The organism is Paenibacillus oryzae, assembly GCF_001675045.1.
Classification (GTDB): domain Bacteria; phylum Bacillota; class Bacilli; order Paenibacillales; family Paenibacillaceae; genus Pristimantibacillus; species Pristimantibacillus oryzae.
The window spans coordinates 332,900-350,130 of sequence record NZ_LYPA01000080.1 but is presented as its reverse complement, the minus strand read 5'-3'; the positions used below and the strand labels follow the sequence as shown (position 1 = coordinate 350,130).

Annotated in this window: 12 protein-coding genes; 2 read left to right on the top strand and 10 right to left on the bottom strand. The window is 54.9% G+C overall.

Translation table 11 applies throughout. From position 1 onward, the window contains the following. The first annotated feature begins 124 nt into the window (after nucleotides 1–124). On the top strand, nucleotides 125–1,159 hold the full coding sequence (locus A7K91_RS25525) for a GtrA family protein (RefSeq protein ID WP_068687302.1): 1,035 nt from the start codon (nucleotides 125–127) through the stop codon (nucleotides 1,157–1,159). On the opposite strand, the gene map is transcribed toward A7K91_RS25525, so the two are convergent. From map to A7K91_RS25475, 10 genes are all read right to left on the bottom strand, one after another. Next, a complete protein-coding gene (gene map, locus A7K91_RS25520; RefSeq protein ID WP_068687301.1) occupies nucleotides 1,143–1,895 on the bottom strand; it encodes a type I methionyl aminopeptidase in 753 nt (250 codons plus the stop codon). The genes A7K91_RS25525 and map overlap by 17 nt on opposite strands. 161 nt (nucleotides 1,896–2,056) lie before the next feature. Further along, nucleotides 2,057–3,097: an NAD(P)/FAD-dependent oxidoreductase gene (locus A7K91_RS25515; protein WP_068687300.1), complete on the bottom strand. Its 1,041-nt coding sequence runs from the start codon at nucleotides 3,095–3,097 to the stop codon at nucleotides 2,057–2,059. 21 nt (nucleotides 3,098–3,118) lie between these two features. Next, the gene (locus tag A7K91_RS25510; RefSeq protein ID WP_068687299.1) at nucleotides 3,119–4,153 is read right to left on the bottom strand and encodes a FecCD family ABC transporter permease; all 1,035 of its coding nucleotides are present in this window, start codon (nucleotides 4,151–4,153) and stop codon (nucleotides 3,119–3,121) included. A 2-nt stretch (nucleotides 4,154–4,155) separates the two neighbouring features. After that, nucleotides 4,156–5,211, bottom strand: a complete 1,056-nt coding sequence (locus tag A7K91_RS25505) for a FecCD family ABC transporter permease (RefSeq protein WP_068687298.1) — start codon at nucleotides 5,209–5,211, stop codon at nucleotides 4,156–4,158. A gap of 176 nt (nucleotides 5,212–5,387) precedes the next feature. Beyond that, nucleotides 5,388–5,576, bottom strand: a complete 189-nt coding sequence (locus A7K91_RS25500; protein WP_068687297.1) for a hypothetical protein — start codon at nucleotides 5,574–5,576, stop codon at nucleotides 5,388–5,390. A gap of 227 nt (nucleotides 5,577–5,803) precedes the next feature. Next, nucleotides 5,804–7,501: a long-chain-fatty-acid--CoA ligase gene (locus A7K91_RS25495; RefSeq protein WP_068687392.1), complete on the bottom strand. Its 1,698-nt coding sequence runs from the start codon at nucleotides 7,499–7,501 to the stop codon at nucleotides 5,804–5,806. A 120-nt stretch (nucleotides 7,502–7,621) separates the two neighbouring features. After that, the gene (locus tag A7K91_RS25490; protein WP_068687296.1) at nucleotides 7,622–9,430 is read right to left on the bottom strand and encodes an acyl-CoA dehydrogenase family protein; all 1,809 of its coding nucleotides are present in this window, start codon (nucleotides 9,428–9,430) and stop codon (nucleotides 7,622–7,624) included. Then, nucleotides 9,427–10,659: a thiolase family protein gene (locus tag A7K91_RS25485; protein WP_068687295.1), complete on the bottom strand. Its 1,233-nt coding sequence runs from the start codon at nucleotides 10,657–10,659 to the stop codon at nucleotides 9,427–9,429. Before A7K91_RS25485 ends, A7K91_RS25490 begins: the two co-directional genes overlap by 4 nt. 34 nt (nucleotides 10,660–10,693) lie before the next feature. Next, nucleotides 10,694–13,246, bottom strand: coding sequence for a 3-hydroxyacyl-CoA dehydrogenase/enoyl-CoA hydratase family protein (locus tag A7K91_RS25480; protein ID WP_068687294.1), 2,553 nt, complete (start codon nucleotides 13,244–13,246; stop codon nucleotides 10,694–10,696). 23 nt (nucleotides 13,247–13,269) lie between these two features. Beyond that, nucleotides 13,270–15,975, bottom strand: a complete 2,706-nt coding sequence (locus A7K91_RS25475; protein ID WP_068687293.1) for a heterodisulfide reductase-related iron-sulfur binding cluster — start codon at nucleotides 15,973–15,975, stop codon at nucleotides 13,270–13,272. Nucleotides 15,976–16,191: 216 nt separating this feature from the next. Between A7K91_RS25475 and A7K91_RS25470 the strand changes: the two genes are divergently transcribed. Then, on the top strand, nucleotides 16,192–17,082 hold the full coding sequence (locus tag A7K91_RS25470) for an electron transfer flavoprotein subunit beta/FixA family protein (RefSeq protein ID WP_068687292.1): 891 nt from the start codon (nucleotides 16,192–16,194) through the stop codon (nucleotides 17,080–17,082). Nucleotides 17,083–17,231: the final 149 nt, after the last annotated feature.

The window sequence follows — 17,231 nt, the reverse complement described above, 5'->3', positions numbered from 1 at the left end:
ATTTTAACGGCAGAGTGGTCAATCGCCCCTCCGGTAAAGAAAAGGAACGCGGCGTCAGCGATATTCTCTATGTGGCTGAATAAAGGGTCAGCGGAAGGTCACGACAACAGGGAGGCTGGCGAACATGTATGTGTTAATACCGGCTTATGAGCCCGATATGCGGATGATTGCATTAATTGAAAGCTTGAAGGAGACCAACCCGCAGCCTGGCATCATCATCGTGGACGATGGCAGCGGCGCATGTTATGAAGAGCTGTTCCAGACTGCCTCCAGGATGGGCTGCATCGTGCTGACCCATGAGACCAATCGAGGCAAGGGGTGCGCGCTCAAAACAGGCTTTTCCTATTTGAAGGGAATCGGAGCAAGCGGAGAAGTGGTATGCGCGGATAGCGATGGACAACATTTGCCCAAGGATATTATGAGGGTAGGCTCCTGCGTGGAGCCCGATAGCCGATCCATGGTGCTTGGAGGCCGCCGTTTTAGCGGAAAAGTTCCGCTGCGCAGCCGATTCGGCAATTCGGCAACCCGCTTTGTCTATGCCCGCAGTACCGGCGTTAAGATCCACGATACGCAAACCGGGCTTAGAGGCTACTCAACCGACATGCTGGATTTTCTTCTTGAGGTTCCGGGAGAGCGCTTCGAATATGAAATGAATGTTTTACTGACCGCAGCCAAATACGGGTATGCCATTAAAGAAATAACCATTGATACCGTCTATTTAAACAACAATGAATCCTCTCATTTCCGCCCGATAGCGGATTCAGCCAGCGTGTATCTCCCTTTTCTCAAATTCAGCGGGTCATCGCTTATATCCGGAGCCGTCGACTTCGTTCTGGTTCTTCTTCTGCACAGTCTTAGCTCCAGCCTCATATTGGCCGTTTGGGGAGTGCGTTGTATCAGCGCCTTGCTGAACTATACCTTAAATCGAAATGTTGTTTTTTTCAAGGAGAGCGGCATACGCCATCGAACGGCCTTTCCGAGGTATGCATTGCTGGCGGTGCTGATTGCCTGCCTGAACTACTTGCTGCTGTTCCTGCTCTACAAAAAGGCTGGCATACCGCTGCCCCTTGCCAAAATTTTAACGGAAATTCCACTTTTCCTGCTTAGCTACTGGAGCCAGAAATCGTTTATTTTCACACTGCTTAATCCCAACGGGTAAGCACAATCGGCCCATCCTTTGTCACCGCAATGGTATGCTCAAACTGGGCCGCCCATCCGCCGTCTACCGTGCGCGCCGTCCAGCCGTCCCGCCCGATGAGGATATCAGGACGGCCAGTCGTAACAATCGGCTCGACCGTAATAACCATGCCTTCTTCCAGAACGACGCCTTGCCCTGGAGGTCCCATATGGTCAACATCAGGATATTCGTGCATGCTGCGGCCAATGCCATGCCCCACAAACATGGGCACAACACAAAAGCCATGACGCTCCGCCCGAGTTTGCACCGCATGACCAATATCTCCGACATGATTGCCAGGCACCGCCTTTTTGATGCCTTCCAGCATTGCATCCTTGGCTGCCTTAAGCAGCTTGCCTGTAGAAGCGCTTGTTTTACCAATGCTATAGCTCCAGGCGGAATCCGCCTTCCATCCATTCAAATCCGCCACCATATCAATAGTCACGATATCGCCAGCCTCCAGCGGCTCAGCATCGGGAAAACCGTGGCAAACCACGTCGTTAACGGACGCGCAAATCGCGTATGGATAACCCTTGTAGCCCTTTTGCGCGGGCTGCGCTCCCCTGTCCAGCATAAAGCGTTCAACAAACCGGTCAATTTCGAGCGTGGTTACTCCAGGCGCAAGACGTCTGGACAACGCTTTATGGCAGGCCGCAACTATACGGCCCGCCTTGCGTATTCCCCTGATATGCTCTCTCGTCTTAAGCTCCACCGACATGTTTGCCAGCCTCCTTCTTCGTCATGCCCAATAGCAGAATCTGGGGGTATATGCTACCCTATTCCACAAAGAAGGAACTCATGCCCATATTCTATTGAGCGACCAAAAAAAGAAAAAGCCAGGCTTCATTAAGAAGGCCGGGCTTTGTACCCATTTCAGCTTTATACTTTTTGCAGCTCTTCAAGCTGTTTGTTTTTTTCTTTAAAGCGGTCGTTATGGGAGGAAACATAGCCATAAGGAGTGGCTTCAGGGTCCAGATATATCTTAACGCTGTTTAATGCCAATACAGCATCGGTGAACGTGCCCGCAATCAAACCTACCTTGCCTTCAAAACCAACGAAGTCCCCTGCGCCAAAAATACCCGGTATATTGGTTTCCATTTTGTGGGTTACATTGGCTTTCCACTCGCCCATATCTAATCCCCAATCGCGGATTGGACCAAAATCACTCCTCATACCGTGATTGACAATAACGGCGTCCACATTCAACTGATGCTGCTCCTCTGTCTCGACATGCTGAATCGTCACCTTGTCGATTTGCGCTCCGTCACTGCTGCTTAACGCCTGCAAGGCGTAAGGCGTCAGCACTCGCACCGAAGACTCCTTCATACGGGTTACATTACGCTCCAGACCGCCAAAAGCGTCGCGCCGGTGTACAACGGTAACGCTTGCAGCCAAAGGCTCCAATTCGTTGGCCCAATCCACTGCCGAGTCGCCGCCGCCGGAAATCAACACATGCTTGCCCCGGAAGGTCTCTATATCCTGAACCGTATAATAGAGATTACTCACCTCGTAGCGTTCAGCGCCTTCGATTTCCAGCTTCGCCATTTTGCGAATGCCGTAGCCGCAAGCCATAACGATAGCGCGCGTATGATGCTTTTCCCCGTTGTTGGCGGTCAAAATAAAGGTGCCGTCCTCTTGACGATCCAGACTAACGATTTGCTGGCCTAGCACAATGGTTGGATCAAAGGTTTTTCCCTGCTCCACCAGCTGCTTGATCAGATTTTCACAACGGGTTGGCGTCACGCCTCCTACATCCCAAATAATTTTTTCAGGATAAATCAGCATGCGCCCGCCAAGCTCCTCCTGTGCTTCAATCAGCTTTGTTTTCATTTCTCTCATACCGCTATAAAAAGCGGAATAAAGGCCTGCAGGCCCGCCTCCGATAATCGTTACGTCAAACAGCTCCAGCTGCTCATTCATTCCAATCCTTCCTTTCTGTTATCAAGATTTGGATCTTGCCAGCAAATAAAGGAAATACGGCGCCCCGATAACCGCTACCACGATGCCTACAGGCACTTCCTTCGGCTGCAAGATGGAACGGCCCAGCAAATCCGCCGTAAGCACAAGCAATGCGCCCAGAAAAGCGGATGCTGGCAATACAAACCGATGATTGGAGCCAACCAGCCTGCGCGCCAGATGGGGACCAATCAAACCTACAAAGCCAATGGAGCCGCTAATTGCAACGCAAGCGCCAGCAAGGCCAACCCCTGCGCCAATCAGCTTCAGCTGCTCCTTACTCACATGGGCGCCCAGGCCTTTTGCCGTTGCATCGCCAAGATTAAGCACGTTAAGAGTACGGGCTTTAATCATGACATACGGAATCAGCACAAAAATCCAGGGCAAAAGCGCATAAACATACTTCCAGGTCGTTCCCCAGATGCTGCCGGCCATCCACGTTGCAACAAATTGATATTTGTCTGGGTCCAGCTTGAGCGTCAGAACAATCATGGCCGCACTAATGCCCGCAGCCACCGCGATACCGGTCAAAAGCAGCCGGGTTGGCGTTATACCTTCTCCGCGCTTGTAGGACAATGAAAAAATAAGTACAGCCGTTAAGCCGGCTCCAAGAAGTGCCAGCAGAGGCAGCATAAACGGCGGCGCAGCTGTTGTCGTTGGAAAATAAAAGATAAACAGCATCACCATCAGTCCGGCGCCCGCATTAATGCCAAGAATGCCGGGATCAGCAAGCGCATTCCGGGAAATGCCCTGCATAATGGCGCCGGATACTGAAAGCCCAGCCCCGATCAGCACTGCAATAACGATACGCGGCAAACGAAACTGAAACAGGATCAAGCTTTGGTTATGCGTTCCGTAACCAAACAGCGTTTTTATCACATCAAGGGGAGAAAGCCGGATATGTCCCGTATTCATGCTAATAATAAATACAATAATAATAAGTGCGACCAATATGCCGACAACAAGCATTCCTCGTTTTACCTTTTGTTGCTCTACCTGAGAAGCCGTAACCATGGACATTTCTACAGCTCCCTCCTTTCCTTACGCGCCAGATAGAGGAAAAACGGAACGCCAATCAATGCGATCAAAGCGCCAACCGGCGTTTCCTCAGGCGGGTTAACCATCCGTGCCGCAAGGTCTGCGAACACGACCAACAGGCTTCCAAGCACGGCAGAGCAAGGAATGATCCAGCGATAGTCCACTCCCACAAGCTTGCGAGTGAGATGGGGAATAATCAGACCGACAAAACCAACGGCTCCAACAACAGAAACCGCCGATCCGGCAAGGATCAGCACGATGATGGCGCATGCAAGCTTGATCAGTTTAGTGCGCTGCCCCAGCCCTCTGGCAATATCCTCGCCCAGACTAAGCAGAGTAACCGAACGTGATAAAGCGATTGCGCCCGCGATTGCAGCGGTTATCCAGGGCAGCATAATTTTCAATTGCAGCCACTTGGTTCCCGCCAGGCCTCCGGCGTACCAAAACGCGATATCCTGGCCAACCCGGAACAATAAAGAGATTCCTTCGCTAAGAGCGCTAAGCAAAGCGCTGAGCGCTGCGCCCGCCAGCACCAGACGCATCGGGGTTAAGCCGCCTTTGGCCAGCGCTCCGATACCGTAAACCAATCCCGCCGCAATACCTGCGCCAAGAAAACAGAACATAATGATATACATAAAAGGCAAACCCGGAAAAAAAGCAAAACAAATAGCCAACGCAAAGCCGGCTCCCGCATTCAAACCAAGCAAGCCGGAATCTGCAAGCGGATTTCGCGTCATCCCCTGCATGATGGCGCCCGCTACCGCAAAGCTGGCTCCAACCATAGCGCCGCCAATAATGCGGGGCAGACGCAGCTCCCATATGACATGATGATCCGGTATGTCCGGGTTAAAACGAAAGATCGCTTCCCACACAATTGCAAACTTGATATCCGCGGCTCCAAATGATACCGACAGCCCTAATCCAAAAATTAAAGCCGCAATGCCGCCAAAAATAATGAGCGTTGCTGCCCATGGACGGCTTTTGAGCTTTTGATGGTCTCCGCGCTTCAAAGCGGGATTGCTCTGATGTAAATTAGCCATAACGTCTCCTTCGGATGATATCAATTCTCATTATCACTAAAAAGAAGTATAGTTTATTTATTCCGTTAATGCAATGCACTTTTTAGCATTTATGATATCGTTTTTGTGACTTGTCCGGAAACAAAAAGGCTTTGCCAGCGTACAGAGACGCCGACAAAGCCTATATTCATTATGATTCATCCCACCGAGGAATTTAGCCTGCCGAGTTCATCCTCTACTAGAGAGGTTAATTCATCTTCGTATCCACCAGTGATTCGGTATTTGCGAATATAATCCTTCACAAATTTCCGCGGGTCCTTAGGCTGAAAAATCCTCGTCAGTTCCTTCAGGCTTTCCTTGACTTCATTCTGGCTATGCTTCGCCATGAAATCTCCTCCCTTATACGATGGATGGTCGTCCTAAACAGCATGATCCGAGAACGTTTGCGGCTTTGACACCGCAATAACCCCCCGCTCGGTACGGCAACTCCATGGCCAATGAGTCACAATGTTTTCATTTTTCTTACTATTATAACAGTTTAAAATCAATTATGAAAGTGAACATTTCGGTAGCGCTTTCTTATTGGCGTTCGGAAATAGGGCCGATAAACCTTTTATACATTCTCTTCATCCTCGGAAAGCTTGCGGCGCAGCACCTTGCCAATCATGGTTTTGGGCAGCGATTCCTTGAAAATATAACGATGCGGCACCTTGTAGGCAGCAAGACGATCCCGGCACCATCGGTCCAGTTGAGACGGGGATACCTGCCAGCCGTCCTTCAGCACAATAAAAGCCTTTACGCTTTCACCCCGGTATTGATCCTTCATGCCAGCCACTGCGGCTTCCTTCACTGCCGGATGCTCGAACAGCACCTCCTCTACTTCGCGAGGATAAATGTTGTAGCCGCCCGCGATAATGACGTCTTTTAACCGGTCCTTGATCGCAAAATATCCCTCCTCGTCCATCGATGCGTAATCACCCGTCCGCAGCCAGCCATCGTTGAACGCTCCCTCGCTTTCAGCCGGACGGCCCCAATATCCCTTCATCACCTGCGGGCCTTTGATCACCAGCTCCCCCAGTTGTCCCGGGGGAAGACGCTCGCCAGTCACAGGATTCATAATGGCGGCTTCCGTATCGGGCAAAGGAAGGCCAATCGTGCCGATTTTGCGCCTTCCCCAGATGGGATTGGCATGAGTAACGGGCGAAGCCTCGGTCAAGCCGTAGCCTTCAATCAAACGCCCGCCCGTCAACAGCTCAAAGCTGTCCTGAATTTCCAGAGGCAGCGCAGCGGAGCCGCTTATGCACACATTAATCGACGACAAGTCGAATTGATTCGCATCCTTTCGATTGATAAGGGCAACATACATGGTAGGAGCTCCGGGAAAAATCGTTGGTCTTTGCTTCTGGATGGCTTCAAGCACCTTATCCGGCTCAAAGCGGGGAAGCAGCACCATTTTCCCGCCGCTCCGCACCGACATATTCATTAATACCGTTAATCCAAATACATGAAACAGCGGCAGCGCCGCCAAATAGATTTCTTCGCCAGGCTTCTGCTTATAGCACCAGGCAGATATTTGCAGCGTGTTGGCCACCATGTTGGCATGCGTCAGCATGACGCCCTTCGGAGTTCCCGTTGTACCTCCCGTGTACTGCAGAGCGGCAAGCTCATCGCCCGTTCCAAGCTCTGGCAGTTGCTCAAGCTCCAAGCGCCGCCCGGAAGAAATCAACTCCCTGTAGCTCCGAACGCCTTCAGTACCGTAAGGCATTTTATGACGAACTCCCTCTTTGCGCTGCTTGATCGGGTATAGAAGGTTAAGCGGAAAAGGAAGACCGTCCTTTATAGAAGTAACTATAACATGGAGCAATTCGGGCAGCTGCCCTTCCCGAGGCTGTTCTCCGCGAGCGCGGGACAATCGGGGGTACAGCAAATCCAGCGTTATGATGGCACGTGCGCCGCTATCCTTAAGCTGCTCCTGAAGCTCGCGTTCAACATAAAGCGGGTTGGTCTGAACCACAACCGCGCCCGCCAGCAAAACGCCATAAAACGCCGTTACCGCCTGGGGACAATTGGGCAGCATAATGGCGACCCGGTCCCCTTTTGCAATGCCGAGCCGGGCCAGCCCTGCGGCTAAGGAAAGCGCATCCTCCTTCAGCTTGCGGTAGGTAACATTTTTGCCCATAAAATGAACCGCAATTTTGTCGGGATAAGCTTCTGCTGCATCCAGCAGAAACTTCGCTACATTAATATCGGGGTAATCCAGCGAAGGAGGAACCTCCGCCGGGTAATGCTTCAGCCAGGGCTTCTCCGGCAAATCCGCGGAAGGCGTTTCCGCCTCTGCGGATTGCGGAGTCGAAGAGACGGATCCGGCATGGTCTTCGGAGTGGGCAGTACGTTCCGTTTCGTCATGCTGTTCCAATACTGAGCTCCCCCTTTACCTAACGTAATGTTCGGTTTCAATCACCTTCGCCGCAATTTTCCGTTTCCGGCTGATGATGTCCGTTGCCGGCGCACGCAGCAGCTTTCTCAAAATGGACAGCTGCAATTGCAGGCCGTCTCCCCGCTCCAGGGCAACCAGCGCAGTTTTGGCAAGCCCGTGAACCTTGTCGACGGTCTCCTGAACGAACGTCTCCACCATCAGGCTTGCCAGAGTTGTACGCTCCTCCGCTGCTCTTTTCTCCAACTCCTTCAACGCCGCTTCCTTCAACGCCGCTTCCTTTGAGCCCAGCGCTTTTTTCGCTCTCAACAGCCCGCTTTCCATTGCAAAAATGCAAATCATCAAATCGGCTAATACGCACAGCACCTCCTGCTCCTCCTCTAGCCGCAAACCATACTTTTGCACAGCCAGGCCGCCAACAAGAAGAAATACTTTTTTGGCTTGCGAAACCAGATAGAGCTCTTTGTCGAGCGGAGCGTCAAAGGAAGGCGCAGCAGCGGCCCCCATCACCTCCGCCTGAAGCTCCTTTGCCTTCTCCAGAAGCGGAAGCTCGCCTTTTGCCGCTTTTTTCAGCAGCATTCCAGGAATAAGCAAACGATTGATTTCGTTGGTGCCTTCAAAAATCCGGTTAATTCTGGAATCCCGGTAAAGCCGTTCCACCTTGTATTCTTTGATATAGCCGTAACCGCCGTGAATTTGCACCCCTTCATCCACAATCGCGTCCAATGCTTCCGAAGCAAAAACCTTGACGATAGAGCATTCCAGCGCATATTCGCCTATTGCTTTTGCCGCCCTATTTTCGCCAATGCTTGCAAGACGTTCATCCATCCAGCCCGCGATCCGGTAAACCATGCTCTCCAGCATGTAGGCGCAGATATTCATATCCGCCAGCTTCGCGGCAATAAGCGGGTAGGAGGAGATGGGTCGCCCGAACTGCTGGCGCGTATTGGCGTAAGCCGCCGAAAGCTGAATAGTTTCCTTCGCGGACCCCAGACAGCCTGCGCCAAGCTTGAATCGCCCGATATTTAATATATGAAAGGCAATCAGATGGCCCTTGCCTATCTCCCCCAGCACATTGCTTACAGGCACCTCCATTTCCTCAAAATACAAGGGACAGGTCGAGGAGCCTTTAATGCCCATCTTGCTCTCCTCCGGTCCAACGCTAAGCCCCGGAGTGCCGCGCTCCACAATAAATGCGGTAAACTGCTTGCCGTCCACTTTGGCGTATACGATAAAAAGATCGGCGAAGCCCGCATTGGTGATATAAAGCTTGGAGCCGTTCAATATATAGGATTTGCCGTCAGGCGATAACCTGGCAGTGCTTCGCGCTCCCAGCGCGTCGGAGCCGGAGGATGGCTCCGTCAGGCAATAAGCCGCTATTTTGGCGCCGGACGCCAATTCGGGCAAATATCGGTTTTTCTGTTCTTCCGTACCGTAGAACACAATAGGAAGCGTGCCTATGCCTACATGCGCTCCAACGGACAGGGCAAAGGAAGATGCTCGGGCCATGCTTTCCGCAAGCAGCGTCGTGCTTACCTTATCCAGCCCCAGACCTCCGTATTGCTCCGGCACATCGGCCCCCAAAAGACCGAGCTCTCCCGCCTTCCGCATCAAGCTGACGGTCAGCTCGTAGTTCAGCGCCTCCAAATTGGCGTCGTTCGGCAGCAGCTCTCCCTCTACAAACTGCCGCGCCGCATCCTCCAGCATTAGCTGCTCCTCTGTAAAATCCTCCGGCGTTGTCGTCAATTCCGGCGCCATATTTTCTATAACGAACCGGCCGCTCCAGGAAATCCTTCCCGCGCTCATGACTCCCCCTCCTCACCGTATACTTCGAATACGCCAGCCGCCCCCATGCCTCCGCCCACGCACATGGTCACGATTCCTATCCCGCCTCCCCTGCGGGCAAGCTCATGTACCAATGATACCGTCAGCTTGGTGCCGGTGCAGCCCAGCGGATGGCCCAGCGCAATCGCCCCGCCATTTACGTTGACCCGCGCGGGGTCTATACCAAGCCCGTCGATGACAGGAATGCATTGGGCGGCGAACGCTTCATTCAGTTCAAACAGATCGATCTGCCCCAGCTCCAGACCAGCCTGCTTCAGCGCCTTGGGTACTGCTTCCAAGGGGCCGATTCCCATAAGCTCAGGCGCAACGCCTGCGGTTCCGAACCCGCGAAGCACGGCCAGCGGCCGAATGTCGAGCTCTCGGGCTTTGGCACGGCTCATCAGCACCGTCATAGCCGCCCCGTCGCTCATTTGCGAGGCGTTGCCCGCCGTAACCGTCCCCTCTCGGGCAAACGCAGGCCGCAACCTCGACAATGTCTCCGTATCCGTATCGCGGCGAACCCCTTCATCGGTATCAAAAATAAAGCTGCTCTCCCACGGCCTGCCTTTGCTGTCGCTCCCTGATCGCCTTGCCATGACGGGAACAATCTCCCTGTTGAACCGTCCCTCATCCAGCGCGGCAGCTGCTTTGACATGACTTTCCGCCGCAAACTGGTCCTGCCGTTCACGCGATACGCCAAATTTGCGTGCGACCTCCTCGGCCGTATGTCCCATGCTCATATAAATTTCGGGCATCGTATCCGCGATGCCCGCATGAGGGGACATCCGAAAGCCGGCCATCGGCACATGACTCATGCTCTCCACGCCTCCCGCTATCACTACGTCCGCGCCGCCCGACACAATCCGGTCCGCCGCATACGCAATAGATTGAAGGCCGGAGGCGCAGAAGCGGTTGACCGTAACGGCGGGGATGGACGGCGGCAAGCCCGCATACAGGGAAATAATGCGCGCCAGATTCAGCCCCTGCTCCCCCTCCGGCATCGCGCAGCCGATGATGACATCCTCTACATCCGCCAGCTTAAGGCCCGGCAGCCGCCCCAGCGCGCCGGCAAGCGCGGTTTTCCCTAAATCCTCGCTCCTCACCCCGGCAAGGCTTCCCTTAAAGGCCTTGCCCGTCGGCGTGCGCACGGCGGCTACAAGAACCGGGTCCCGATCATTGTCTTGAAACGGCGAAACGTTTGCTTCTGACATGTCCCTTCCCCCTTTCCGGCGACCCATCTGCCGGTCAATTGCGAAGCGGCTTGCCCGTTGCCAGCATGTGGCTCATCCTGTCCTGCGTTTTTCGCTCCCCGCACAGACTGAGGAACGCTTCGCATTCCAGGTCAAGCAAATATTGCGGACTTACAGCCGTGCCCGGAGCAATATCACCCCCGCTCAGCACATGCGCAAGCTTGCTCCCGATCAATGCATCATGGCTGCTGACATGTCCTCCAAGCCTTAACGACTTTACTGCCAGGGACAAAAGCGCTTTTCCTTCCCTTCCCGCTACAGGAATACGCTCGTCGCCGGACGGCGAATAGCCTTGGCGATCCAGCTCCAGCACGGCCCGTTTGGCCTCCGCGATCCGGCTGTCCTGACGTCTGATTATTCTGTCCTGCGGCCGCAGGAAACCAAGCTTTGCGGCTTCATGCGCACTCCCCGAGGCCTTGGCCATAGCAATGGTTTCAAACATCGCGGTCAATTGGGGCTGAAGCCTGGCAAGAGCATAGACTACATCCGTGCCTCCCGCATTCTTCACGGAACCGCCATGTGCTATGTCTGCCGGCCACTCCGCCCGGAGCGCCGCCATCGCTGCCGCTTCCTTGCAGCCTCCGCCGGCGGGAATCAGGCCAACCCCGGTTTCAACCAGGCCAAAATAGGTTTCTGGAGGCATCACTATAATATCTGCAGGAAGACAGGCCTCCACGCCGCCGCCAAGGGTCATCCGATGAGGCGCGGCGACAACGGGCCGATCCAGCCGCTTCAGCTGCAGCATGCTGCTCTGAAAGGCCCGGATCATATCCTCAACCTCTTCCCACTCGCCGTTTTGCGCCTCCATCAGCAGCAGCATCAAATTGGCGCCTACCGAAAAATTCCGCCCTTCATTGGCAATGACCAGGCCGCGCCAATTGCGCGAAACCTCCGCCGTTGCATACCGGATGGCGGACAAAATATCTCCGCCAATGGCATTATTCGGGGAATGGAATTCCAGACATGCCACTTCGTCGCCCAAATCGACAAGACTTGCCCCTTGGCCGCTCCATATCGTTTTACCGCTTGCCTTCAGCGGCGCCAGATACAACGTGTCTCCATCCTCCCGCTCCTCGGCCAGCTTGCCGCCCTCCGCCGCATAAAACCGTTTGCCCATGCCCGTCTCGTAAAAGGAAGTCCGTCCGCTTGAGAGCCACGACTCCACCCATTCCGGCAATTCCTCTCCTTCCTCCTTCATTTTTGCGGCGGACTCTGCCAGACCAATCGCGTCCCACAGCTCAAAGGGTCCCAGCTCCCAATTAAAGCCCCAGCGCATCGCCCGGTCGATATCGGAAATGGAATCGGCTATAACGCCCGCCATTTCCGCGGAATAAAGTAAAAGAGATTTCAGCGTAGACCAGACAAAATCAGCTTCTCTCCCTCCGGCGGCCAGCAAAGCCTTCAGCTTGCTGCCGGTTCCTTTAGCAGCCTTTGCCGCATCCAGCGCGGGGGAAGACACCTGCTGCTGCGGCCCGTAATCCAGACTGTCCAGACGGATGGACTGAATCAGGCTTCGCCCGTCTCCTCCCCTAAGCTTCCGGTAAAAGCCTTCGCCGCTTTTGGCGCCAAGCCTGCCCTTGGCCACAAGCGCCTCCAGCACCGGAGGACGGACAAACAGCTCGCGGTCCCGCTGGCTTTCCGCTCGCTGCCGGACATTATCCACCACGTGGAGCAGCGTATCCAGCCCGATCATGTCCAGCATGCGAAAGGTTGCCGTACGCGGCCTGCCCATCAGCGGACCTGTCAACGCATCGGCCTCCTCAACCGTCAGGCCAAAACGCTCCGTATCGCGCAGCGTTGTCAGCATGCCATAAGCTCCGATTCGATTAGCAATGAAATTGGGCGTATCACGTGCAACAACGACGCCTTTTCCAAGTCTCTTTTCGCAAAGCTCGGTCAGAAGCTCCACCACGGCAGGGTCTGTATCGCCAGTCGGCACAACCTCCACCAGCTTCATATAACGGGGCGGATTAAAAAAATGAACCGCGGCAAAATGGCGCCTGAACTCCTGGCTTCTGCCCTCCGCCATAGCGGCTACGGACAACCCGGAGGTATTCGTGCTGACAATGGAGCCAGGCCGGCGATGATTGTCGATCAGCTCCAGCACGCTGCGCTTGATGTCAAGACGTTCGGTCACTGCCTCCACGATCCAGTCGACATCTCCAAGCGCAGATGCATGATCGGCCAGATTGCCCGGAGTGAGGCGGGAAACCCAAGCGGGATCATAGAGCATGGGCGGAGTTGCCTTCGGCATGGCCGCTATCGCGGCAGCAGCAAGCGCATTTCGGTCAGGGCTGCTGCCTTGGCCTCCGCCTTGACGGGTTTCATGCTCACCAGCTTCTCGTAAACTTTCGTGCCGACGCTGAGGATTTGCTCCCCCATCTTCCCCTTCGCTTCTGGCCTGCGGCGGCAAAACATCCAGCAGCAATACCCGCATTCCCGCATTGGCAAGATGAGCGGCTATGCCCGCTCCCATAACGCCTGAGCCGATAACGGCCGCGGTCGTGACCGCTCCCGCACGTTTGGAATCAGTTGCTTGCAGCGGCATCTTTTGAAATCACCATCCTTTGCTTATTTTCCTTCACTGCCAAAAACACTTTGAGCAAGCAGCTCCGCAACATCCCGCGCGACGGTCCCTTCGCCTTCCTGCAATGCCTTCAGGCCATCCTCCATCATCGTCAGGCAGTACGGACACGACGAGCTGATAACGGTTGGCTGGACCTGGAGCGCCTGCTCGGTCCGGGCGTAATTGACTCGCGTCCCGCTTCGCTCCTCCATCCACATCATCCCGCCTCCCGCGCCGCAGCACATGCCGTTTGACCCGGAGCGCTCCATTTCCTTTATTTTGATGCCGGGAATGGCCCTCAGCAGCTCGCGCGGCGCTTCATAAATCCCGTTGTGACGACCCAGATAGCAGGAATCGTGAACGGTTGCCACTTCGTCTACGGAATGGGACGGCCGCAGCCTTCCCTCCGACAGCAGTCTGGCCAGAAGCTCGGTGTGATGCTCAACTGCTACATCCCTTCCCAGTCCAAAATCGGGGTATTCGTTGCTCAGCGTATTGTAGGTGTGAGCGCAAGGAGTGACAATATGACGCACGCCATACTTCTGAAGCGTCGCAATATTATCGCGGCATAGCTCCTGAAACAGCATTTCGTTGCCCATCCGCCTTGCGGTATCCCCCGAATTACGCTCCTCGCTCCCCAATACCGCAAAATCCATTCCGGCTTCCGCAATAAGCTTCACCAGGTCAAAAAGCACGCGCCTGCTGCGATTATCATAAGCGGCCATCGTTCCCGCCCATAATAGAAGCTCCGGCTTCTGACCGCGTTCACGGCATTCCTTCATCGTCCGCACGGCAATTCCGGTTTGCACCCGGCATTCTTCGATCCAGCTATGGCGCTCCCCGCGAGGCAGGCCCCAAGGATTTCCTTGCCGCTCGATATTTTGCAAAGCACGCTGGCCGTCCACAGGCAGCCGCCCCTCCATCAGCACCAGATGACGCCGAAGATCGATGATTTTGTCTATATGCTCGTTGCCTACGGGGCATTGCTCCTCACAGTTGCCGCAGGTGGTGCAAGCCCAGATTTCCTCCTCCGTCATAATGTCGCCTGCAAGCTCCAGCGATTCCGCCTCGATATTATCTCTAGGCAGCCAAGCCGCAGCCTGCATTTCCATCGTTCCTTGGATAGCGCCGGTGTAGAGAGGTGTTTTTCTGGTACGCCGTCCAGCTTCCGTGAATTCCGGCTCCCTCGCCGGCAATACGGGCCCCATGCCATGGGGCGGGGGCAATCTCCCCCTTCTCAAGCCGCTGGGCAGCCAAGGAGAGGTGGACGTAACGGCTGCCCCCTTCTCCGTCAAGTGATCCCTCAGCTTGACGATCAGGTGCATGGGAGACAGCAGCTTCCCGGTATTGGAGGCCGGACACACATTGGTGCAGCGGCCGCATTCCACGCAGGCGTAAAGGTCAAGCAGCTGCTTTTGCGAAAAATGCCGGATATCGCCGGCTCCAAATGACTCCGCCTCCTCGTTCTCCAGATCGAGCGGGGTCAATCTGCCTCTTGGCTCTGAACGCCGGAACCATAAGTTAACCGGCGCTGTCATTAGATGAAAATGCTTGGATTGCGGCACATATACCAAAAAAGCCAGCAGCACAAGCAGATGCAGCCACCAGAACAGCTCGTAACCGGCATGAGCAGCCAAGCTGCCGCGAGCAATTCCGGATTGCTCCAGCAGAGCAGCGAGCGGCGCGCTGACGGGTGCATATCGCATATCCACCATCGCGGTTTGGGCGTTGGCTCGGGAAGGCAGGGGCGAAGCTGCCTGGGCTGCCTGTTCAGAAACTGCTTGGGCTGGCTGGACAGAAACCAGTTCAGACTGGACAGAAGCGGTTTGTGCCTGACTGGAAGCCATATCTGTCTCGCTGTTTGCTTGGATTGTCTGGACAGCGGCAAGCTCGGGCTGTTCGGCTGCAAGCCGTTCAAAGGCCAGAGTAAGGAGCACGGTCAGCATCAGCCCGCCGATAAACCAAAGCACAAGCGAAGGCTTCCAGTCCCTTTTCAGACGAGGCAGCTTCTCTCCGTATCGCCGGTACGCGCCATACAAAACAGCCAGCAGCACAAGCGTAACGGTCCATTCCTGCGACCAGGCAAACCAGTTATAGAAAGGAAAGGGAAGTCTGGCTCCCCCGTTCAGCCCCTTCCAAATCAGGTCGATTGCTCCGAATTGAAGCATGATAAAGCCGTAAAAATAAACAAGATGCATCACGCCGCTGCGGACATCCTTCAACAGCTTTGAATGCCCGAACACTTCTTGTGCAAAACGGCTCTCCGCATGCTTTACACGACTCCGCCCGGCAGCCCCGGCTGGGGATTTTTGCGGGCTGGCCGCATCTCTCCTGACATTGGGCTCAGCCTTTTGCCGGTCAGCTGCGGCTTTTTCGGTATCAGGCACAGCATTCTGCGGGTTGGCCGCACTTTTCCTGGCGACCGGAGCAGTCTTTTGCGGGCTGGCCGCACTTTTCCCGGCGACCGGAACAGCCTTTTGCGGGCTGGCTGCGCTTTTTCCGGCGACCGGAGCAGTCTTTTGCAGGCTGGCTGCGGCTTTTCCCGCTTTGTTAGCTGGCGCCCTCCAGCGCCGGAACGGAACCGGCACGCCCAGCTTTATATAAGTAATGCGAAGGCGAACAACAGCGGCAAACAGCCATAGCGCCGATAGAACAAGAGCGGTAAACAGGAGCCATTTTGCCCAAAACCAGAAGACCGGGTCCCGAACCATTCATCTCTCCCCCTTGCCGTATCTGTTGATTTCATCACATTCTCCTTGTGCGAAAGACTATTCAAGTATATGAGCGCCTTCCTGCGCACATTCGTCATGAAAGCGTTCTCCAAATGGTATAACGGGAGCTCAGGCGTCATATGGTAGCACAGGCGGGTACCCAAAACCGGCTTCTGAAGCCATGTGATTCTTCGCATTTTGAAGGGAGGGACTTACATGAAATGGGTGGTGCTGCTGAAGCAAACCTTTGATACGGAGGAAAAGATTTATTTTACGGAGGACGGCATTCGGGAGGAAGATGTCAAGCTGATCATTAATCCCTATGACGAATACGCATTGGAGGAAGCGCTGCGGTGGAAAGAGCAGCTTGGAGGCGAGGTTATTGTCGTTACATGCGGAACCGAACGAACCCATGAAGCGCTGAGGCTCGCGCTCGCGATGGGAGCGGATCAGGCTATTCGCGTCAGCTCGGACGGCATTCCCGACGATAGCGGCGTCCTTGCGGATGTTCTCGCGGCCGCTATCGCTCCGCTTCAGCCGGATTTGCTGCTGGCGGGGCTTTTTGCCGTCGATACAGGCTCTGGCAGCGTGGCGCTGCAAACGGCGGAATTACTGGGCTTGCCGCATGCCGGCGCGGTCGTGAAGCTGTCAATCGGCACTGCGGCGGAGCTGGGAATTCAGCCGGGAGACGAGCGTCCTTACGCCCTTGCCGTAAGGGATGTGGAAGGCGATCAGGAAACAGTGGCTCTGCCGCTGCCCGCGTGTATTACCGCGCAGCAAGGCCTCAACGACCCTCGCTACCCGTCTCTGCCCGGCATTATGAAGGCCAAACGCAAGCCTTTGATCGTAATCGAGCCGGCAGAGCTAAAGCCCTATCGGCCTTTAGGCGAAGCCCTCATAAAAGGTCAGCCGCCAGCAGGAAATTCCGGTTTATTGGCAGAATCGGACAGCTATTTTGTGCCGTCTGCACGGACATACCGGACACAGCTGTCTCCCCCTCCGCCACGCGCCGCCGGAAAAAGGCTGACTGGCTCACCCGCAGAACAAGCCGAGGAGCTGGCTCGGGAGCTGCATGATGTGCTGGCGGAGGCTTTGGACAAAAAATAAATCTTGCTGCGTGCAGGCTGAACTAGCCGGATTAGCCAGATTAGCCGGATTAGCCGGATTAGTCGGATTAGTCGGGTTAGATGGGTTAGATACGGGAAGGAACGAGTTCGATGCCGTACTATCCAAGAGAAAAAGAAGCACCGGATTCG